Genomic DNA, 20,118 nt, shown 5'->3' on the forward strand with positions numbered 1-20,118 from the left:
CCTCCCACCTCCCAGCTTCACTGGGAGGCGCACCTCAGTGGTACCGATTTGCCCCTGGTACCCCCACCAGAAGCCGAACAGGCCCGCTCGGGAAGGGGCCCCTTCGTCGTATGCCGTGTGCGTGGCCCTACGGGGTCGGCGTCGCGGTCCCGGTGCCGGTCGTGGTCGTCCCCGGCGTGGTGGGCGGCGGCGAGGTGACCGTCACGGGCGGAGGTGTCGGCGCCTTGGCGACCTTGACGGTGATGGAGGTGCCCATCTTGACGACGTTGCCGGCCTGGTCGACGGACAGCACCTCGTCGGGGTTCTTGGCGGACTCGACCGTCTCCTTGCGCGGCTGGAGGCCGGCGTTCTGCAGGGCGACCGCGGCCAGGGCCCAGTCCTGCCCGACGAGGTTGTCGGGCACCTTGACGTTGCCGGTCGCGTAGAAGATGCGGATCTTCGAGCCCTTGGCGACGACGGCCCGGGCGGCCGGGTCGGTCTTCGTCACCTTGTTCTTCTCCTGGTCGGGGGTGTTCTCCTCTTGGAAGCCCGACACGACGAAGCCCTGCTTCTCGAGCTCGGCACGCGCGGCGTCCTTGTCGAAGCCGGTGACGTCGGGGACGGTCAGGCTGTCCGGCCCGGTGGACACGACGTACTTGACCACCGACTGCTCGGCGATCCTCGTGCCGGACTTGGGGTCCTGGCTGATGACGTCACCCTCGGTCACGGTCGTGCTGGGTGCGGTCGACTTCTCGCCCCGGAGGTTGTTGGTCGCGAGCGTCTGCGCCGCCACGTCGCCCTTCATCCCCTCGATCGTCGGCACGGAGACCAGCGTCACGGCCGGCGTCTGGTTGCTGAACCACGTCACGGCACCCCATCCGACGAGGGCCAGCACAGCGGTGATGAGCACCGTGATGAGCGCGGCCTTGCCCCTGCCGCCCTTCCTCTCGTCGTCCTCCTCGTCGTGGCCGACGGCAGGCAGACCCGCGGTGTTGGCGTAGCGCTCGCTGCGCTCGGTGACGGGCGACTGCACCGCCGTCGGGGAGCCGGCGACGGCATACGACTGCGGGAGGGTCTGGGTGGCGACCGCGCCGACGGCGGCCGCGGTGCCCAGCGCCGCCGTGCTGATGGATCGGCCGAACCGGACGTTCTCGAGGTCGGTCCGGAAGGCGGACGCGTTCTGGTAGCGGGCCTCGCGGTCCTTGGCGAGCGCGTGCAGGGTGACGGCGTCGAGGTCTCCGCCGACGGCGTCGTTGAAGACGCTCGGCGGCTGGGGGAGCTCCCCGACGTGCTGGTAGGCGATGGCCACCGGCGAGTCACCGGTGAACGGCGGACGGCCCGCGAGCAGCTCGAACAGGAGGCACCCCGTCGAGTAGAGGTCGGACCGCTCGTCGACCGTCTGGCCCTGGGCCTGCTCGGGCGAGAGGTACTGGGCGGTGCCCACGACCGACTGGGTCTGCGTCATCGTGGCGGCGGTGTCGGCGATGGCGCGGGCGATGCCGAAGTCCATCACCTTGACGTGGCCGCTCGAGGTGATCATGACGTTGGCCGGCTTGATGTCACGGTGGACGATGCCCATCCGGTGGCTGTAGGCCAGGGCGTCGAGGATGCCCTCCGTCACGCGGATCGCCTCTGCGGGCTCGAACTGCTTGCGCTTGCTCAGCTGCTGGCGCAGGGTCTCGCCGTCGACGTACTCCATGACGATGTAGGGCAGCGTCGTCCGCGTGCCGTTGGGACCCTCGACGGCGCTGTCATCCTCGCCTGAGTCGAAGATGGCGACGATCGCGGGGTGGTTGAGACCGGCGGCCGACTGCGCCTCGCGCCGGAAGCGCAGGAGAAAGTTCGCGTCGCGCGCGAGGTCCGAGCGAAGCATCTTGATGGCGACCTGGCGCCCCAGGCGGGTGTCGTGGCCGAGGTGCACGTCGGCCATGCCGCCGCGGCCGATCAGCTCGCCGACCTCGTAGCGTCCGCCGAGGACACGGGGTGCGGTGCTCATGTCGTTGGCCTCTGCTCGTTCGGGTGCTGGGTCATCCTGGTCCACTCGTCGGGCGCCTGCAGCGCGCTGGTCGGGCTGGTCGCGGTGGTCGGTCATCTACTTGCCCTTGCCCTTCCCCTTGCCCTTGACGTGGTGGGCGGGCTGGTGCTTGGAGGTCGTGGACACGGGGGCGGCCTTGTTCGACGTGCTGTTCGGGGTCGTGCTCGACGTCGGGCTCGGCGTCACCGAGGGGGCGGTGACCCTCGTCGCTGGGCTCGGTGACGAGCTGGGCGTGCTGCTCGGCGTGGCGGTCGCCGCCGGGGCGGACGCGGGCCGCGCGGCCGGCCCCGCGACCGGGGCCTGCATCACACCGGCGAGGGCGACCGCGCCCCACGCGACGAGGGCGACGAGGGCGACGGCCGGGACCGCGAGCCAACCGAGACGGCGCCCGCGGACACGGCGGTCGCGGGGGCCAAGGGAGTCACGGCGGGCCGGACGGTTCGCCATCCGGGGCAGGGCGCGGGTCGGGGACGGCGAAGCAGCGCTTGTCGGGATGACCCTCGTGCCGTCGACGGTCACGGCGGGCAGTGGCGTGGCCCCGGGCAGGGAGGCCACCGACACCCCGGTCGCCTCTGCCACCGCGAGTGCGTGGGCCGGTCGGTCGGTCGCGGACTTGGCCAGGCAGGCCTCGATGACCTCCCGCAGGTCGAGCGGGACGGTGGCGGGCAGCTCGGGGGGAGTGTCGGTCACCTGGGCGATGGCCGTCGCCACCGGCGATCCCATGTCGAACGGCTTGCGGCCGGTGACCATCTCGTGCGCCACGATCCCGAGGGAGTAGAGGTCGCTGGACGCCGTCGCCGGGTCCCCGAGCGCCTGCTCCGGGCTGATGTAGTCGGGAGTGCCGAGCACATCGCCGGTGAGCGTGTGACCCGCACCGTCGCCGACCCTGGCGATCCCGAAGTCGGTGAGCTTCACCCGTCCCTCAGGGGTCACGATGATGTTCGCCGGCTTGACGTCGCGGTGCACGACGCCGGCCTCGTGGGCCGCCGAGAGGGCCAGCGCCGCCTGGCCGAGGATCGAGCGCACCTCCTCGGCCGGCATACCGTCGTCGTGGTCGCGGATGATCTCACCCAAGGTCCGCCCGGGCACGAGCTCCATCACGAGGTATGCCGTGCCGTCCTCCTCGCCGTAGTCGAAGACGGTCGCGATGTTGGGGTGGTGCAGCGAGGCGCTGCTGCGCGCCTCGGCACGGAAACGCTCGAGGAAGGCGGCGTCGCTCGGCCCCTGTGGGCGCATGACCTTGACGGCGACGGGGCGCCGGAGCACCTCGTCGGCGGCCTCCCACACGTCGCCCATCCCGCCGGAGGCGATGGCGGCACCCAGCGTGTAGCGGCCGCCGAGGGTCGCACCGGTCTGGAGCGTCATCGGTTCAGCACCGCTTCCATGACCGCGCGCGCGATCGGCGCCGCGACGCGGCCTCCGCCGACCTCGCTGCCCGTGACGCCGCCGTCCTCGACGACGACGGCCACGGCCACCTTGGGGTCGGTGGCCGGCGCGAACGAGATGAACCAGGCGTGCGGCGGCTTCTTGAGGTCGTGCTGGGCCGTGCCGGTCTTGCCCGCGACCTCGACACCGGGGATCTGCGCCCGCACGCCGCTGCCGTTGTTGACGACGGAGACCATCATCTTGGTCAGCGTGGAGGCGGTCTGCGCCGAGACGGCCTGCGACAGCTCAACCGGGTCGGGCGCCGACTGGATGACGTCGAGGTTCGCGCTCCGCACCGACTGGATGAGGTACGGCGTCATCACGCTGCCACCGTTGCCGATGCCGGCGGCGACCATCGCCATCTGCAGGGGGGTCGCGCGGACGTCGTACTGACCGATCGCGGCCTGAGCCGCCTGGGGGGCGTTGAGCTCGGCCGGGACGGAGCTCGTCGCGACGCGCATCGGGACCTGCAGCGAGTCGCCGAAACCGAACTTCGCGGCCTGGGCGCGGAGCTTCTCGCCGCCGAGCTGGAGCCCGAGCGCGCCGAAGGAGGTGTTGCAGGAGATCTCGAGGGCGTGCACGAGAGTGGTCTTGTCGCCCGGCCCGCAGGGCTGGCCCGTCTCGGTGGGCAGCGTGGTGCTGGTCAGGGGCAGGTCGAGCTGCGCGGGGCCGGGGACCACGGTGTTGCCATCCTTGACCAGGCCGTTCTCGATGGCTGCTGCCGCCGTGACCACCTTGAAGGTCGACCCGGGCGGGTAGATGCCACTGAGGGCGCGGTTGAGGTAGGCCTGGTTCGGGTCGGTGGACAGCGCCTTCCACGCCTTGGCGACCTTGCCGAGGTCGTGGCTGGCCAGGGGGTTCGGGTCGTAGTCCGGGTGGCTGACCATGGCGAGGATGGCGCCGGTCTTGGGGTCGAGCGCCACGACGGCGCCGCGACTGGCGCCGAGCGCCCGGTCGGCGGCCTGCTGCGCCTTGGGGTCGATCGTCAGCTCGATCGTCGCCCCCGAGGTCGTGCGGCCGGTGATGAGGTCGGTGATGCGGCGCACGAAGAGCTGGTCGGCGTTGCCGGAGAGCAGGTCGTCGGCGGCGTGCTCGAGGCCGTAAGGCGCGCCGACGGAGTAGGAGTAGAAGCCGGTCAGGTGGGAGTAGAGCGCGCCCTGGGGGTAGGTGCGCAGGTAGCGGTACTGGTCCGGGACCGAGACCGACTGAGCGACGGCCTGACCGCCGACGACGATCGCCCCGCGCTGGCGGGAGTAGTTGTCGAGCAGGGTGCGCTTGTTGCTCGCCATCGCGCCCAGCGACTTCGCCTGCGCGAACTGCACGACCGTCGAGGCGACGAGCAGCGTGGTGAAGAGCATCGCGATGACGATCGAGAGCCGTCGGATGGGGGTGTTCACGGCAGCCTCACCACCTGCGTCTGCTCAGCCGGCGACGGGGCGGGGGCCGGGTCGGCGACGGCGACCCCGACGGGCAGCTCCGGCATCGGGCGCCGGGCCTGGTCGGAGATGCGCAGCAGCAGCGCCATGATCACCCAGTTCGCGAGCAGGGACGACCCGCCGAGCGACAGGAAGGGCGTGGTCAGACCGGTCAGCGGGATGACCCGGGTCACGCCGCCGATGACGATGAACAGCTGGAAGGCGACGGAGAACGACAGGCCGATCGCGAGGAGCTTGCCGAAGCCGTCGCGCACACCGAGGGCGGTGCGGACGCCGCGCTCGCAGAAGACGAGGTAGAGGACCAGGATGGCGACGGCACCGAAGAGCCCGAGCTCCTCACCGAGGCTGGTGAAGATGAAGTCGCTCTCGGCGAACGGTGTCAGGTAGGGGCGTCCGGCACCCAGCCCGGTCCCGGTGAGACCGCCGGCCGCCATGCCCCAGAGCCCGTTGGCCAGCTGGTTGGACCGGTCGAGGCTCTGCTGCGAGAAGGGGTCGAGCCACAGGTCGACGCGCTCGTGGAAGTGGGCGAACGCCGTGAGGGCGAAGGCCACCGCGGCCGCGAAGAGCAGCAGGCCGATGACGATCCACGAGACGCGCTCGGTGGCCACGTAGAGCACGGCGACGAACAGCCCGAAGTAGAGCAGTGAGGTGCCGAGGTCGTTCTGGAAGACGAGCACGACCACGCACAGGGCCCAGGCGACGACGATCGGGCCGAGGTCGCGCCCGCGGGGGAAGGTGAAGCCGATGATCTTCTTGCCGGCGAGGGACAGCACGTCGCGCGTCTGCACGAGGTAGCCGGCGAAGAAGATCGCCAGGGCGATCTTGGCGAACTCGCCCGGCTGGAAGTTGAGCGGCCCGATGCTGATCCAGATCTGCGAGCCGTTGATGGAACGGCCGAGCCCCGGCACGAGCGGGAGAAGGAGCAGCACGAGCGCGGCCGCCATGCTGACGAAGGTGTAGCGGCGCAGCAGCCGGTGGTCGCGCAGCAGGACGAGCACGGCGACGGCCAGGACGACGGCCAGCGTCGTCCAGATGAGCTGGCGGTACGCGTCGCCGTCGGTGCCCAGCTTGCCCCGGGCGAGGTCGAGCCGGTGGATCATGACGAGGCCCAGGCCGTTGAGCACCGTGGTGATCGGCAGGAGGACCGGGTCGGCGTAGGCCGCCTTCCACCGCAGCACGACGTGAACAGCCAGCGCCAGCACGGTGAAGCCGCCGGCCACGGGGATGATGTTGGCGGGGACGGTGCCGTTGCGGTTGAGGTCGGTGGTGACCCACGCGAGGAGCACGATCGCGATCGCGAGGAGCAGGAGCAGCAGCTCGGCGCCGCGGCGCGTGCGTGGCCTCAGGGGCTCGACGGTCGTGGTCACGCGGCCACCTCGTCGTGACGGTCCGTCGCGAGCGCGACGGCCGGTGGGGTCCTCAGCGACACGGATGGGCGCGGCACCGACGGTCGCGGGGTCAGCCCCGGGAGCGTCGGGACGGGCGACGTCGATGGTGTCGGCGAGGTCGGGACGGGCGTCGTGGGGACGGTCGACGTCGGGTTCGGGGTCGTGCCGCACGGCGTGCCCGTCGCGGCCAGACGCTGGCACCGCGTTGCCTCGCCGCGCAGCGCGGTCACCTTGACCTGGGCGTCGGCGAGGTCGCGGGCCGGGATCGTGTTGCCGACCGAGGCCTGCACGTCCGTCGGCAGGTCGGAGAGGAGCACGTCGGAGGAGGACTCGACGTGGGAGAGCCGGATCGGGCCGAGGTCCTGCGAGACCCCCCGGAAGATCGCGACGTGTCCGGCGTCGGCAGCGACGAAGTACTGCTTCTGCGACCACGCCCACGCGGCATACCCCCCGCCGCCGAGGATCGCGGCGACGATGAGGACACCGATGGTGCGCAGCAGGATTTTCGAGCGGCGGGACCGGGTGCGGTCCTCGGCGAGCTCGAGGGCGTCGTCGTCGGGCTCGGCGCGGCCGGTGGCCTCGCGCGACAGGGCGGCAGCCTTCTCGGCAGGACTGGTCGGGATCGCCCGCGTGCGGCCCCGCATCCGCTTGCCGGCTGCCCCGACGACCTGCGGCACCGTGGTCGGCAGGTCGTCACCGTCGGCGTCGACGACCTCGGCGACGATGACGGTCACGTTGTCGCGGGTGCTCGCCTTGAGGGCGATCTCGATGCAGCGGTCGGCGGCCTCGTCGGGAGTGCGGGCCTCGCGCAGGATCTCCTCGATGACGTCGGCGCCGACGAAGTCGGACAGGCCGTCGGAGCACATGAGGAAGCGGTCGCCGATCTTGGCCTCGCGCAGCGACGTGTCGGGCTCGTCGTCCGGCTGGCCGGTCATGACGCGCGTGACGACGGAGCGCTGCGGGTGGTGGCCGGCGTCCTCCTTGGAGATGCGGCCCTCGTCGACGAGCTGCTGGACGAAGGAGTGGTCCTTCGTGATCTGCGAGAACGTGTCGCCGCGGAGCATGAACGCCCGGGAGTCGCCGATGTGGGCCATGGCGAGCTTGTTGCCGGTGCGGAGCATGACGATCGTCGTGCTGCCCATGCCGGCCAGGTCGGAGTTCTCACGCATCGCTTTGGTGAGCTTGGCGTTCGCGGAGTGCAGCGCCTCCTCGAGCAGCGGGATCGCCTGGTCGGCGGTGACGTCCTCCTCGTCGAGGGGGGCGAGCTCACCGACGATCATCGAGCTGGCCACGTCGCCCGCGGCATGCCCGCCCATCCCGTCGGCGAGGACGAGGAGGTTGGGACCGGCATACCCCGAGTCCTCGTTGCGGGACTTCGGTCCCAGCCCGAGGTCGGAGCGCGCGGCATAGCGCAGGGCGATGGCCACCGGGTCAGCCTCGCAGTTCGAGGACGGTCTTGCCGATCCTCAGGGTGGTGCCGACCTCGACGGGTCGCGACCCGGTGAGGCGCTCGCGACCGATGAAGGTGCCGTTGGTGGAACCGAGGTCCTCGACGGCCCAGCCGTCGCGTCCCGAGGGGTCGGGGTAGATCCGGCAGTGTCGACCCGAGGCGTAGTCGTCGTCGAGGACGAGGGCGCACTCGGGGTTGCGGCCGACGAGGACGCCGCCACTGCGCAGCGGCAGCGACGTGCCGGCCAGGGGCCCCTCGGTGACCACGAGGGTGGTCGGGGTGCCCTTGCCTCGGCTGCGCCCCTTGCGCGCGGCTGCCTGGGAAGGGCCCGCTGCCGCTGCGCCACCAGCGCCACCAGCGCCCGCGGCGCCGGCAGCCGCCGGCACCGGCGTGCGCGGTGACGTGCGCTGGCGGTCCTGCTTCTGGGCCTCCTTGAGCGCCTTGCGCTTGCCGCGCCGGCTCACCGCCGTGCCGTAGATGTCGGTGCGCAGCACGCCGACGACGCTGAAGATGAAGATCCACAGCAACGCCAGCAGACCCAGCCGCAGCAGGGTCAGGGTCAGTTCACTCATGCGTCACCCGACGTCATCGCCCCAGGGAGGTCCGTGGAGGTCATAGGGCTCACCGGCGTCCCGCGCGGAACGTCGCGGACGTGCGGCCGATCGTCAGGCGGTCGCCGTCCTGGAGCCGCTGGCTCGAGATGCGGTCGCCGTTGACGAAGGTGCCGTTGGTCGAGTTGAGGTCGCGGATCGAGGTGACGAGGTGCGGTCCGTCGGTGGTGACGCGGATCTCGCTGTGCCGCCGTGACACGCCCGGGTCGTCGATGACGATGTCGGCGGTCTCGTCGCGGCCCAGGGTCGTGAGGCTGCCGAGGAGGGGGTAGCGGTCACCGGAGATGTCGAGCCACGGGCGGGCGGAGGGGTTGGACCGGGGAGCCGGGCGCTGGACCGGGACCTCGTCGACGGCCGTGCCGGCGCTGGCCTGCGGCCTGGGTGCGGCGGGTGCCTGCTCGCGGGGGGCGGGCTCGCGCACGGCCGCCTTCGCGGTGGCGGGACGCACGCGGAAGACTCCGGTCTCGAGGCCCTCGCCCTCGACGAGCTGCACCTCGAGGGGTCCGCCGGGCTGGTAGCCCTGCGAGTCGGCGTGCTCCTGTGCCGCGGCGACGAGGTCGTCGGACAGGTCCTCCTCGTAGTCGCCGAGCCGGTCGTAGTCGGTCTGGCTGAGCTCGATCGTGTAGAGGTTCGGCACCATCGCGCGTCCGTGACCGAGCAGGGCGGCGCGATCGTCCATGGCGCGACGGATCGCGGACGCGATCTCGACGGGCTGCACCTCGGACTTGAATGCCTTGGCGAAGGCGCCGTGGACAGCCTTGGCCAGACCGTGCTCGACACGGTTGATGATTCCCACGCCGTCTCCTCCTTCGTGGTGAGCGCTCTTGCCGGGCGCCTCATCGTAACCGGGTCAGCCCCCGCAGCCCCCAACCGACAGCCGGAGCGGCCCCTCGTTCGGCACCCGTTCTGACCCGGATTGCGTGGTGCGCAGATTTGCGGTGTGGCGCAGTCATGGGACGATCTCACGGGTCCCGAGGCGGGACCGCGCACATGGTCAGGCCAGCAAGGAGTGCTCGATGAGCAAGGACGAGACCGGCACCACCGAGAGCCAGGGCATCCCCGGCTTCTCGGCGAACAGCTCCATCCCGGGTGGCTTCACTCTCCCCATTCCGACGGCGTCGGCTGCTGCCGGCGAGCCCGAGCAGGCCCCGGCCGACCCGTGGAGCTCGACGTGGGAGGACACCTCCTGGCAGTCGGCGGAGTCCGGTGAGGCGAACGCCTGGAGCGACTGGGAGCCCGCCGACCCCGCGACGTCCGACGACTCCGCGGCGACCGGCACCGAGTCGGAGACGCACACCGGCTGGACCCCTGCCGGCGCGACCCTGGACGGTCACACCGCGGCACGGCGGGCGTATGCCGGCCGGCCGACCATCGATCCCGACGTGGCCGCCGCGTCGGCATCGTCCCCCGCGTCCGCCGTCGCGGTCGAGGAGGAGCACGACGCCCAGCCCCCGGCATACGACCGCACTCCCGCGTCGCGCACCGGCCTCTCCGTGCGCCCGAGCGCCGAGGACCTCATCTCGGCCCGGTCCAAGGGAGAGCGCCAGAAGCTCAAGGCCAGCTCCGGGCTGCGCAGGGCCCTCGGCCTCGGGCCGAGCGTGCGGGAGATGCTCGAGCGGGACCGGCTCGACCGGATCGCGCGCCCCGTCAGCGGTCGCAAGACGATCATGGTCATCAACACCAAGGGCGGCGGCGGCAAGACGCTCGTCACCCTGATGCTCGCCAGCTACCTCGGGCGCTACCGCTCGGGCTCGGTCCTCGCGTGGGACAACAACGAGACCGAGGGCACCCTCGGCATGCGGGCTCCGTCCCAGAGCCACCACCGCACGGTCGTCGACCTGCTGGGCGCGCTGCCCACGATCGCCGACGACCCGTACGCCGGGACGTCTGAGCTCGCGCACTGGGTGCGGGAGCAGCGGGGCCTGTCCTTCGACGTGCTGGCCTCGGCCGACGACGACGAGGCGATGCGCATCATCGGCGAGCAGGAGTTCGAGGACCTCCACACGCAGCTGTCGCGCTTCTACCGAATGATCGTCGTCGACACCGGCAACAACCGGCTGTCGCCGAACTGGCTCGCGGCCGCCGCCCGCGCCGACATGCTCGTCTTCGCGACCTCGCTCAAGGACGACACCTCGGTCGTCGCGGCCAAGAACCTGGATGCGCTCGTGGCCATGGGCCGTGGTGACCTCGTGCGCAACGCGGTCTGCGTCATCTCGCACACCTCGGCCCGGAGCAACGACATCGGTGCCGGCGTGCACACGCGCGAGCACTTCGAGCAGTGGGTGCGCGCGGTCGTCGACATCCCCTACGACCCGATGCTCGCGCCCGGCCTGCACCTCGACCCGCTGAAGATCAACCGCAAGACGCACGAGTCGTGCATGGAGATGGCGGCCGCGGTCGTCGACGGCCTCTGAGCGAGCGGCCGGGTGGCCTCGCGGGTACGCCGGTGACGTGGCACTCCTCGCGTTGACCGGCGCCTCCGGGCGGATCGCGACCACGCTGCGCCCGCGGCTCCGGGCGGCCGGTCACCGGCTCGTGCTCTGCGACGCCCCGGGGGTGGCCGTGCCGGACGTCGAGGCGGCGACGGAGCGGGCCGTCGAGTGCGACCTGCGGGACGTGGACGGCCAGGCCGACGCGTTCGCCGGCGCCGACCTCGTCGTGCACCTCGGCGCCTACGCGGACGAGCGTCCGTGGGAGGACATCCTCGCCGTCAACATCGACGGCACGCGCGCCGTCTGCGAGGCGACGCGTCGCGCCGGGGTGCGCCGGATGCTGCTCGCGAGCTCGGTCCACGCCGCGGGCTACGTGCCGGCCGACTCCCCGCTCGTGGGCGAGGGGATGCCGTTGCCGGCGCCCGACACGTACTACGGGGTCAGCAAGGCGGCGCTCGAGGCGCTCGGCGGGTTGTATGCCGGCCGGTTCGGCATGACGGTCGTCAGCGCCCGGATCATGGTGTTCGGTGACATCGCGGACGGTCCGCCGCCCTCGCTCCGTTCGTGGTTCTCGCCCGACGACATGGCGCGGCTCGTGCTTGCCACCCTGACGACGACCGCGGCCGGTCACCACGTCGTGTGGGGCGTCTCGCGCAACACGCGCCGGGTCGTGGACCTCGCGCCGGGGCTCGCCATCGGCTTCGACCCGCAGGACGACGCGGAGGCGCACGCGGCCGCTGCGGAGCGGGTCGACCCCAGTGGACCACCCGGGATGCTCGGCGGCGGCTTCGCCGACCCGGCATACCTCCTCGGCGAACCCCACGGCGAACCTCACGGCGGCCGCACGTGCGGAACGTGACCCGAGCGCGTCAGTCGTCGACGGCGAACTGGCGGTAGGCCTCGGTCGCAGCCTGCAGGTAGCGGTGGATCGCGTCGCGCTCCTCGGCCGTGAACTGCTCGGTCAGGGCGTCGAGGCGGTCGAGCAGGCTGCGCAGCCGGCCGCGGACCTCCGTGGCGGCCGACTGCGTGGGGACGAGGCGGACCCGGCGGCGATCGGTGGTGTCGCGCTCGCGCAGGAGGTGTCCGGCGGCCTCGAGCCGGTCGACGACGTCGGTCATGGCTGCGGGCGTGATGCCGAGCCGCGTGCTCAGCTCGCGTGGGCCGAGCCGTCCGTCCGAGGCGGCGATGTGACTCATCGCGGACAGGTCGGTCGGGTGCATCCGCATCCTGCGCGCCAGGGCCCCGGAGGCCTCGGCCTCGGCGGCGCCGAGCGCTCTCAGCGCCCACGTCTCGGGCTGGTGGGTACGACGCGGCGTGCTGTCCGGCGGCGGCGTGCTGTCCGAGGGTGGGGTTGCCATGAGCCGATGCTACTGCTTCCATATGTTTAGGAGATCTAAAGACTTTGGAGGAACGATGACGCAGGACGTGACCACGGCACGTGGTGGGGACCGGCGCCGGTGGTGGGGACTGTTGGCGATCAGCGTCGCGGTGGCGCTGATCATCGTCGACTCCACGATCGTCAACGTCGCCGTGCCCTACATCGTCCAGGACCTGGGCCTGACGTCGTCGCAGGTCCAGTGGGTCCAGGAGTCCTACACCCTCGTCTTTGCCGCCACCCTGCTGATCTGGGGCACGGTCGCCGACCGCATCGGCCGACGCCGGATGCTGCTCATCGGGGTCGTCGTCTTCGTCGCCGCGTCGGCGCTGGCAGCCGTCTCCGGGTCGGGCGAGGCACTGATCGGGGCCCGCATCATCCAGGGCTTCGGCGGCGCGATGATCCTGCCGACGACGCTGTCGCTCATCAACGCCGGCTTCACCGGGCGCGAGCGTGGCATCGCCTTCGCGGTCTGGGGCTCGACGATCGGCGGCATGGTCGCGGTCGGTCCCCTCCTCGGCGGCTGGCTCACCACCTCCTTCTCGTGGCGCTGGGCGTTCGGCATCAACCTGCCCATCGGCCTGCTCATCGTCATCGGGGTGCTGCTCTTCGTCGACGAGTCGCGCGGCAGCCGCCGTGAGCGGATCGACGTCGTCGGCGCGCTCCTGTCGGCGGTCACCTTCGCCAGCCTCGCGTTCGGGCTCATCGAGGGCCGAACCTACGGCTGGTGGAGGGTGGCCAAGCCGTTCGAGCTCGGCCCGTGGACGTGGTCGAGCGGGCTGTCGCCCGTCGCGGTCGCCTTCGCGGTGACACTCGTCGCCGGGACCGTCTTCGTCGTGCGGACGCTGCGGCGCACCGCGGCCGGCCGGCCGACCCTCTTCCGCTTCGACCTCTTCGGGATCCGCTCGTTCCGCAACGGCAACATCGCCGCGATGATCGTCAGCCTCGGCGAGTTCGGCATCGTGCTCTCCCTGCCGCTGTGGCTGCAGAACGTGCTCGGCTACACCGCCTTCCAGACCGGACTGGTCCTGCTGGGGCTCGCGATCGGTTCGTTCACGGCGAGCGGCCTGGTGACGGTGCTCGGCTCCCGCCTCTCCGCGGCTTCGATCGTCCGAATCGGGATCGTCGCCGAGATCGTCGGGGTCGCCGGGCTCGGCCTCGTCATCGGCCCGTCGACGTCGTGGGGCGCCGTGGCCCCGTGCCTCTTCGTCTACGGGTTCGGTGTCGGTCTCGCGACCGCGCAGCTGACCGGTGTCGTCCTCGTCGACGTGCCGGTCGAGCGCAGCGGCGAGGGCTCGGGCCTGCAGTCGACGGCGCGCCAGGTCGGCTCCGCGCTCGGCATCGCCATCCTCGGCACCGTGTTGTTCACCACCGCCGGCGCGCGCCTCGACTCGGGACTGAGCGACCTCGGGGTGCCCTCGGCAGCGCGCACCGCCGTGGTCAACGCCGTCGTCGAGAGCGCGGGCGGCGCGATCCCGGGCCTCACCAAGGACCCACGGACGGCCGCGGCCGCGCCGGTCGCCGAGCAGGCCTTCTCCGACGCGACGAGGTATGCCGCCTTCACCGCGGCCGGCTTCCTCGTGCTCGGCCTGCTGGCCACCTTCTCGCTCGGCGACCCGCGCGACGGCCGTCACCGGCAGGGGTATGCCGGTCGGAGCGGCCCCACGGCCGGACGACGCGAGCCGGGTGCGGTGGACGTGCCCGATGCGGACGCCCCGGTGGTCCCCTAGACCGGGCACACGGCATACGACCCGTCAGAGCGCGGCGGGCGGGATGCGGGCCGGTTTGGCGATAGCGCGCCTCATGCAGCACACTGTCTCCTTGTCACGCGCGAGTGGCGGAATGGCAGACGCGCTGGCTTCAGGTGCCAGTGTCCGAAAGGGCGTGGGGGTTCAAATCCCCCCTCGCGCACGCAGCAGTGGGGAATCCCCCACGACCCCGGCCGGGTGGCCCGACGAGAGTCGGACCGCCCGGCCGCTGTCATGTCTGGGCTCCAATCCACGATCCTCGGGCACGGCACGGCACGGCACGGCACGGCACGGCACGGACGCCGCCGTCTACCCGGCCAGCCTCTGACCCTGGAGCTCGGCGGTCGACTGACCGCTGAAGGCGCCGCCTGGACCAGCCCTGCGCCGGTCCGAGGGCCGCCCGGTCACCCCGACGGCGTGGACCCCTCGACGGCCAGTGGGGCCATCGCGACACCGAGGTCGCCGAGGCTCGGCAGCGCGGTCAGCCTCCGCGGCGGGGTAGGCGCCGGCGGAGCGATCCGCATCAGGAGCGTGCGGCGCACGTCGAACGGGTGCTCGTGGCCCGGTGGCGTGCCGGGTCCCTCGAACCGGACGGTGACGACTCCGTCGTCGACGCGGGTGATCCAGCCGGGTCCGTGCTCGTCGTGCTCGACGTCCAGCCCCACCGCGCACGTGTGCACCGTCAAGGGAGCGGGCAGCCGCTCGCCGTCCCCGTCGCCGTCCTCGTCGCCGTCGTCATCCACGGCGTCATCCACGGCGTCATCCACGGCGTGATCCCCGGCGTCATCCCCGGCGTCGGCCGTGTCGGCCGCTGCGGCGAGGATCCCGTCCGTGCCGGGGCCGCTCGGTCGGAGCTCTGCACTCGCCTCACCGTCGGGCGTGGGTAGTCGCAGCTGCGCCCAGTGCGTCAACCCCGACAGGGCGACCCCGAGCAGCCGGACCGGCTCCACCGGGTCGGCCGCTGCCAACGCTGCCGTAGCGGCGTCCCGCAGCTCTGCCGCCTCTGACGTCGGCTGGGCCAGGGTGACCGAGCGGGTCACGGTGGTGAAGTCGGACAGGCGAACCTTCACCGTGACGGTACGGGCGCCGCCCCCGTGACGGTGCAGGCGCCGCAGCGCCCGAGCCAGGACGTCCTCGAGCGCGCCGGCCAGCTCCCACCGGCGCAGGTCCTCCGCGAAGGTGCGCTCCGCACCGACGCTCTTCGCCTCGCGCTCGACCACGACCGGGCGCGGGTCATCGCCGCGAGCGAGGCGATACAGGTTCCAGCCCGCAGCCTCCCCGAGCGTCCGGATGAGGTCCTCACGGCTGGTCGCGCGCAGGTCGGCGACCGTGACGATCCCGAGACGGCGCAGCGTCGTGTCCGTCGCCGGTCCGACACCCCAGAGGGCCGATACAGGCTTGGGCAGGAGGAACTCGTCCTCTGCCTCCGGCGGCACGACGGTGAACCCGTGCGGCTTGTCCGCGTCCGAGGCCAGCTTCGCGATGAGCTTCGAGCGGCCGAGCCCGACCGAGACGACGAGCCCGGACCGGTTGTAGACGAGCCGTCGGGCCAGATCTGCTCCGGCGGCCGGATGGCTGGCGAAGGGGCCGGCGGCCAGGTCGACGAATGCCTCGTCGAGGCTGACCGGCTGCACCAACGGCGACAGCTGTCGCAGGGTGTCCATGATCAGCGTGCTGTGCGCCGCGTATGCGGGGAACCTCGGCGTCAGGACGGTCGCCGACGGACACAGCACCCGCGCCTGCGCCATGGGCATCGCGGAATGGCACCCGAACGCGCGCGCCTCGTAGTTCGCGGTCGCGACCACGCCGCGCGGGCCAGTCCCGCCGACCAGAACAGGTGTGCGCGCCAGCGACGGCTTCTGACGCGTCTCGACCGAGGCGAAGAAGGAGTCCGCGTCGACGTGCATCACGCTTGCGTTCGCACGCACCCGTTCACCTCCCGTTCCTGTCATCTCTGAGTTCACTCTGGCGCGTCGGTCGGCCCTGGGCGCGGCAGTGTGCCGTTGCAACCCGCGGCTTCCTCGTCGTGAGGCGCACCTCGGCGGCGCACCACGTGCAGCGCCGATGTGCCGGCGACCGTCGTTCTACACGGTGTTGCGCCGGATGGTGAGCGTGTGCGGTGCGGCGTCTGACGCTGTGTCGCCCACGATCTTGACGTAGTGCTGCGCTGTGTCGTCGCGTTGGGTCAGACACGTGGACCAGCGGGGTGCCGGCGGTTCTGGAAGTGGCCACTGGCGTTCCAGCGGCGCGGTAGATCTCCACGGACAGCTTGTCGGGCCCTGTCGGGAGGGACAAGGGAAGGAGCCCTTCCCGCGGTCCGGGGCCGCTCGCCTCCAGAACCACCTTCGTCATCCGGGAGACGCCGTCGGGGCGTTCGAGATGTCTTCCAGTGGGGTAAGTGTCCCGGAGCCGCGCATCCGGGGGCCGGTTCAGCAGAGATTCCAACCCGTGGATGCTCACATCGTCCCGGGGTCCCGTACCATGACCGCTGACGAAGGCCCTTGAGATGTCAACCGACGCGCACCTTCCGTCCGAAAGCCACGGGTGCCACTGACATGAACCGCTTGCATGAAGGGTTCGTGCTGGGCGAGCGCTACCACCTGGACCAGCGCATCGCCTCTGGTGGGATGGCCGACGTCTGGGCCGGGACCGACTCGGTGCTCCAGCGCGAGGTCGCCATCAAGGTCATGCGTCCCGACGCCGACCACGAGCGACTGTTCGCGCTCCGATTCCGCGACGAGGCCGTCCACTCGGCCGCCCTGATGCACACCAACATCGCCACGGTCTTCGACTACGGCGAGGACCAGGGCCTCGCCTTCCTCGTCATGGAGCTCGTCTCCGGCCAGCCGCTCTCGGCGGTTCTCAACCAGCGCGGCCCGCTCCCGGCGAGCGAGGTGCGCTCGATCATGGGGCAGGCCGCCCTCGCCCTCGGTGTCGCGCACGAGGCACGAGTCGTGCACCGCGACATCAAGCCGGCCAACATCATGGTCCGCGACGACGGTCTCGTGAAGCTGACGGACTTCGGGATCGCCCGCGCCCTCGACGCCAGCGGTCACACGCAGCACGGCGAGATGCTGGGCACCCCGAACTACATCAGCCCGGAGCAGGCCCTCGGCCACGCGGCCACGGGCGCGAGCGACCTCTACGCCCTCGGCGTCGTGGGGCACGAGATGCTCTCGGGCCGGCGCCCGTTCGACCGCGGCACGCCGATCGCGACAGCTCTGAGCCACGTCAACGAGCCGTCCCCACCGCTGCCGGACGACGTGCCCGAGGACCTGCGCGACCTCATCCTCGAGTGCCTCGAGAAGGACCCCGAGAAGCGTCCGGCCAACGCCGCCGCGGTCGCGGTCCGGCTCGGACTCGGCGACCAGGAGCTGCGCGGCCTGGCGCTCGGCCTCGCCACGGCCATCAACGGGTCGCCCGCGGAGATGCTCGACGAGGTCGACGAGCTTCACGGCGAGGTCAGGGAGGGTTCGACGACCGGTTCGCGGCCCGCGGTCGACCCCGACCGGCTCGGGGCGACCCAGGCGATGCCGTCCGGGGTCCGGGACTGACGCAGTCAGGGTTGCACAGCGCCCCCGCCACTCGGACCGTTCCGACCTAGTCTGGACGCATGGCGAGCTTGCCGTTGTTCCCGCTCGGCACCGTGCTCATGCCCGGGGCCCGGTTGCCGCTCCAGATCTTCGAGCCGCGCTACGTCCAGCTGCTCAAGGACCTGCTCGACGGTCAGGACCAGCGTCCCCCCGTCTTCGGCGTGGTCGCCATCCGGGAGGGGTTCGAGGTCGGTGAGGACGGGGTCCGTGCTCTCCATCCCGTCGGTTGCGGCGCGCTGCTCACCCAGGCCGCAGCCCTCGAGGACGAGCGCTACCTCGTGGTCTCGGAGGGGACCGACCGTTTTCGCGTCGATGCCATCGACGAGTCGGCGGGCACGCCGTACACCACGGCCCGCGTCACCTGGCTGCCCGAGCGCGACGGCGACGCGGCGACGGTCGTCGAGCTCGCCGCCCGGCTGCGCGCCGAGGTGGCCGCGTTCGCCGCAGCGACCGGGAGCGAGGCCGAGCTCCCGACGGACGACCGATCGCTGGCGTATGCCGTGTCGGACACCGTGAGCCTCGACGTCGAGGACCGCCAGCGCCTCCTCTCGAGCACCGACACGGAGTCGCGTCTGCGCCTGGGGCTCCAGCTCGTCCGGCGCGAGCGCGAGTTCGCGTCCGCGCTCGGCGCGGTCGCCATGCCCCCGATGCCGCCGTTCAGCCTGAACTGACGCTCCACGTCCGGTCGGCGGCCAACCCGGCAGCACCGCCGGCCTCCCCCTGGTGCCACCGGGTCGGTGCCGCGGCCAGCAGGCCCGCCGGTCGCGACAGTCCCCGAGGGTGGTGCTGTGGATGGCATCCCCTGATTGCCATCCACCGAGTGGGCTCCCCCTGACCCACTCGCGGTCCGCTTACCCAACCGACGGTGCGACGATCACCAGCGGTCCCGCGAATCCGGGTCCTGCTGGCGGGGCGGGCACCGTGGAGCGACACGACACGGCATACGCCGTCGGTCAGCGCAGGGTGGCGACGACCTCGGCCGCGACGACCCACGTGGCCAGGGCGCACACCACCACGAACGAGAGGTTCCAGAGCAGGCGGGGCACAGGGGTCAGCGACGCGAGGACGCCGGGGTCGCTGCCGCGGCTGCGGTCACGGAGCACCGCGCTCAGGTGGCGCCACGCTCCGACGAGGAGCACCACCCCGAAGCCGACGAGGACCTGGGCCTGCAGCGCGTCGTCGCGCCACCACCACAGGGCGGCCGAGCCGGCGATCACGACGACCATGACGACGACGGTGAGGACCGACCTGACCCGGATCAGGGCGAAGAGCAGGATGACCAGCCCGGTCGTGATGAGGGGAGCCGCCCAGCCGCGTTCGGCCGCCCACACCATCGCCGCGCCGAGCAGGGCCGGCATCGGGTAGCCCGACCACGTCGAGGCGACGCGACCGGCACCGCGCACCGGCCCGCGGGTCACGGCGTGGCCGGACATGTCACCGCGCAGGACGAACCCGGTGAACTGGCGGCCGACGAGGACGCCGACGACCGCGTGACCGAGCTCGTGCACGAGGGTGACGGCGAGGCGGACGACCCGCCAGAGCGGGTCGACGGCGACGAGGACGAGGGCGACGCCCAGGACGACGAGCAGCCGGGGCGCGGTGAGCGCCACGTCGCCGGTCGCCGGGACCACCCGGTCGCGCACCGTCTCGAACCACTCCACGGACGCAGAACCTAGCCGACCGGGTTGTGTCCCCCTCGGGCCGGCGTCACCGGGGCAGGGCGCGCGGATGCCGCCCGGTCAGCACCTCGAGCAGCAGCCGGTGCAGCGGCACGGCCACGCCGGACGCGGCGGCGAGGCGGACGACCGCGCCGGTCCAGGCGTCGAGCTCGGACGGCCGGTCCTCGAGCAGGTCGCGCTGCAAGGTCGTCGTCCCCCCAGCCGGCTGGTCGTCGACGTAGGCCATCGTGCCCGCCACGACGGAGTCCGGCAGGCGTATGCCGCGTGCCCGGGCCAGCGCCTCCACCTCGCGCATCGCGGCCTCGAGCAGCAGACGGCTCGACCGCTCGGTGCGCAGCTCGCCGATGGTGGCGTCGAGGGCCGCGCCGAGGCTGCCGAAGGGCACGACGAAGAGCATCTTGGACCACAGCTCGGCCCAGATGTCCTCGGGCTCCGGCGACGTCGCGCCGGAGTCGATGATCGCCTTGCGGAGCCGCACCACCCGCTCGGAGGGCGAGCCGGGCGTCGCCGTCCACTCGTCGACGGCGAGGGACCCCGGCCCGCCGGCGTGCGTGATGCGTCCGGGGCCTTCGACGTGGACGAAGAGCTTGGCGATCCCGGGCAGCACGGCTTCTCGCCCGACGGCGGCGGCGACCTGGCCGGGCGCCTCGACGCCGTTCTGCGTCGTGACCACCGCGGTGTCCGGACCGGTGAGGCCGGGCAGCGCCGCGAGCACCGGGGGCAGCTGCCACGTCTTGACGGCGAGCAGCACGACCTCGACCTGGCCGATCGAGGTGATGTCGTCGGTGGCCTTGGCCGGCTGCACGGTGAAGTCACCGAGGACGCTCGTGACGACGAGCCCGTTCGCACGGATCGCCTCGAGGTGGGCTCCGCGAGCCAGGAACGTCACGTCGTGACCCGCCGCCGCCAACCGGCCACCGAAGTAGCCGCCCACCCCGCCCGTGCCCAGCACCGCGATGCGCATGAC

At 72.0% G+C, this 20,118-nt stretch carries 16 protein-coding genes and 1 tRNA gene; 6 read left to right on the forward strand and 11 right to left on the reverse strand.

Features of this window, described 5'->3' with window-relative positions:
- Positions 1 to 127: 127 nt before the first annotated feature.
- The 7 genes from pknB to AB4030_RS06605 all read right to left on the reverse strand — a co-directional run bounded on the left by pknB (position 128) and on the right by AB4030_RS06605 (position 9,120).
- The gene (gene pknB / locus AB4030_RS06575; RefSeq protein WP_442278826.1) at positions 128 to 1,975 is read right to left on the reverse strand and encodes a Stk1 family PASTA domain-containing Ser/Thr kinase; all 1,848 of its coding nucleotides are present in this window, start codon (positions 1,973 to 1,975) and stop codon (positions 128 to 130) included.
- A gap of 96 nt (positions 1,976 to 2,071) precedes the next feature.
- Complete coding sequence (locus AB4030_RS06580; RefSeq protein WP_442278402.1) at positions 2,072 to 3,379, reverse strand: serine/threonine-protein kinase; 1,308 nt, start codon at positions 3,377 to 3,379, stop codon at positions 2,072 to 2,074.
- Positions 3,376 to 4,836 carry a peptidoglycan D,D-transpeptidase FtsI family protein gene (locus tag AB4030_RS06585; protein ID WP_442278403.1) on the reverse strand — a complete coding sequence of 487 codons (1,461 nt, stop codon included), beginning with the start codon at positions 4,834 to 4,836 and terminating at the stop codon, positions 3,376 to 3,378. Before AB4030_RS06585 ends, AB4030_RS06580 begins: the two co-directional genes overlap by 4 nt.
- On the reverse strand, positions 4,833 to 6,242 hold the full coding sequence (locus AB4030_RS06590; RefSeq protein ID WP_442278404.1) for an FtsW/RodA/SpoVE family cell cycle protein: 1,410 nt from the start codon (positions 6,240 to 6,242) through the stop codon (positions 4,833 to 4,835). The genes AB4030_RS06585 and AB4030_RS06590 overlap by 4 nt, the downstream gene beginning before the upstream one ends.
- The gene (locus AB4030_RS06595; protein ID WP_442278405.1) at positions 6,239 to 7,690 is read right to left on the reverse strand and encodes a protein phosphatase 2C domain-containing protein; all 1,452 of its coding nucleotides are present in this window, start codon (positions 7,688 to 7,690) and stop codon (positions 6,239 to 6,241) included. The genes AB4030_RS06590 and AB4030_RS06595 overlap by 4 nt, the downstream gene beginning before the upstream one ends.
- Before the next feature lie 4 nt (positions 7,691 to 7,694).
- Positions 7,695 to 8,285 carry an FHA domain-containing protein FhaB/FipA gene (locus AB4030_RS06600; RefSeq protein ID WP_442278406.1) on the reverse strand — a complete coding sequence of 197 codons (591 nt, stop codon included), beginning with the start codon at positions 8,283 to 8,285 and terminating at the stop codon, positions 7,695 to 7,697.
- Positions 8,286 to 8,334: 49 nt separating this feature from the next.
- Positions 8,335 to 9,120, reverse strand: a complete 786-nt coding sequence (locus AB4030_RS06605) for an FhaA domain-containing protein (RefSeq protein ID WP_442278407.1) — start codon at positions 9,118 to 9,120, stop codon at positions 8,335 to 8,337.
- A gap of 220 nt (positions 9,121 to 9,340) precedes the next feature.
- Between AB4030_RS06605 and AB4030_RS06610 the strand changes: the two genes are divergently transcribed.
- On the forward strand, positions 9,341 to 10,738 hold the full coding sequence (locus AB4030_RS06610; RefSeq protein WP_442278408.1) for a MinD/ParA family ATP-binding protein: 1,398 nt from the start codon (positions 9,341 to 9,343) through the stop codon (positions 10,736 to 10,738).
- A gap of 37 nt (positions 10,739 to 10,775) precedes the next feature.
- On the forward strand, positions 10,776 to 11,615 hold the full coding sequence (locus AB4030_RS06615) for an NAD-dependent epimerase/dehydratase family protein (protein WP_442278409.1): 840 nt from the start codon (positions 10,776 to 10,778) through the stop codon (positions 11,613 to 11,615).
- 10 nt (positions 11,616 to 11,625) lie between these two features.
- Here the strand turns inward: AB4030_RS06615 and AB4030_RS06620 are convergent, their stop codons facing one another.
- Positions 11,626 to 12,114 (reverse strand): MarR family transcriptional regulator, encoded by a 489-nt coding sequence (locus tag AB4030_RS06620; RefSeq protein WP_442278410.1) that lies wholly within the window; start codon positions 12,112 to 12,114, stop codon positions 11,626 to 11,628.
- A gap of 55 nt (positions 12,115 to 12,169) precedes the next feature.
- Here AB4030_RS06620 and AB4030_RS06625 point away from each other — a divergent pair, with 55 nt between their 5' ends.
- Positions 12,170 to 13,861: a DHA2 family efflux MFS transporter permease subunit gene (locus tag AB4030_RS06625; RefSeq protein ID WP_442278411.1), complete on the forward strand. Its 1,692-nt coding sequence runs from the start codon at positions 12,170 to 12,172 to the stop codon at positions 13,859 to 13,861.
- A gap of 98 nt (positions 13,862 to 13,959) precedes the next feature.
- A tRNA-Leu gene (locus AB4030_RS06630) sits at positions 13,960 to 14,042 on the forward strand.
- Between the two features lie 241 nt (positions 14,043 to 14,283).
- Here AB4030_RS06630 and AB4030_RS06635 read toward each other — a convergent pair.
- Entirely contained in the window at positions 14,284 to 15,807 is a 1,524-nt protein-coding gene (locus AB4030_RS06635) for a DNA polymerase IV (protein WP_442278412.1), read from the reverse strand.
- A gap of 627 nt (positions 15,808 to 16,434) precedes the next feature.
- Between AB4030_RS06635 and AB4030_RS06640 the strand changes: the two genes are divergently transcribed.
- Both AB4030_RS06640 and AB4030_RS06645 read left to right on the forward strand, forming a co-directional pair.
- Positions 16,435 to 17,433 carry a serine/threonine-protein kinase gene (locus AB4030_RS06640; RefSeq protein ID WP_442278413.1) on the forward strand — a complete coding sequence of 333 codons (999 nt, stop codon included), beginning with the start codon at positions 16,435 to 16,437 and terminating at the stop codon, positions 17,431 to 17,433.
- 59 nt (positions 17,434 to 17,492) lie between these two features.
- The gene (locus AB4030_RS06645; protein ID WP_442278414.1) at positions 17,493 to 18,143 is read left to right on the forward strand and encodes an LON peptidase substrate-binding domain-containing protein; all 651 of its coding nucleotides are present in this window, start codon (positions 17,493 to 17,495) and stop codon (positions 18,141 to 18,143) included.
- A 282-nt stretch (positions 18,144 to 18,425) separates the two neighbouring features.
- On the opposite strand, the gene AB4030_RS06650 is transcribed toward AB4030_RS06645, so the two are convergent.
- Positions 18,426 to 19,133: a M50 family metallopeptidase gene (locus tag AB4030_RS06650; protein ID WP_442278415.1), complete on the reverse strand. Its 708-nt coding sequence runs from the start codon at positions 19,131 to 19,133 to the stop codon at positions 18,426 to 18,428.
- Between the two features lie 46 nt (positions 19,134 to 19,179).
- Complete coding sequence (locus AB4030_RS06655; RefSeq protein WP_442278416.1) at positions 19,180 to 20,115, reverse strand: 2-dehydropantoate 2-reductase; 936 nt, start codon at positions 20,113 to 20,115, stop codon at positions 19,180 to 19,182.
- Between the last annotated feature and the right edge of the window lie 3 nt (positions 20,116 to 20,118).

The sequence above is a fragment of the Terrabacter sp. 2YAF2 genome (assembly GCF_052114705.1).
Lineage (GTDB): Bacteria > Actinomycetota > Actinomycetes > Actinomycetales > Dermatophilaceae > Terrabacter.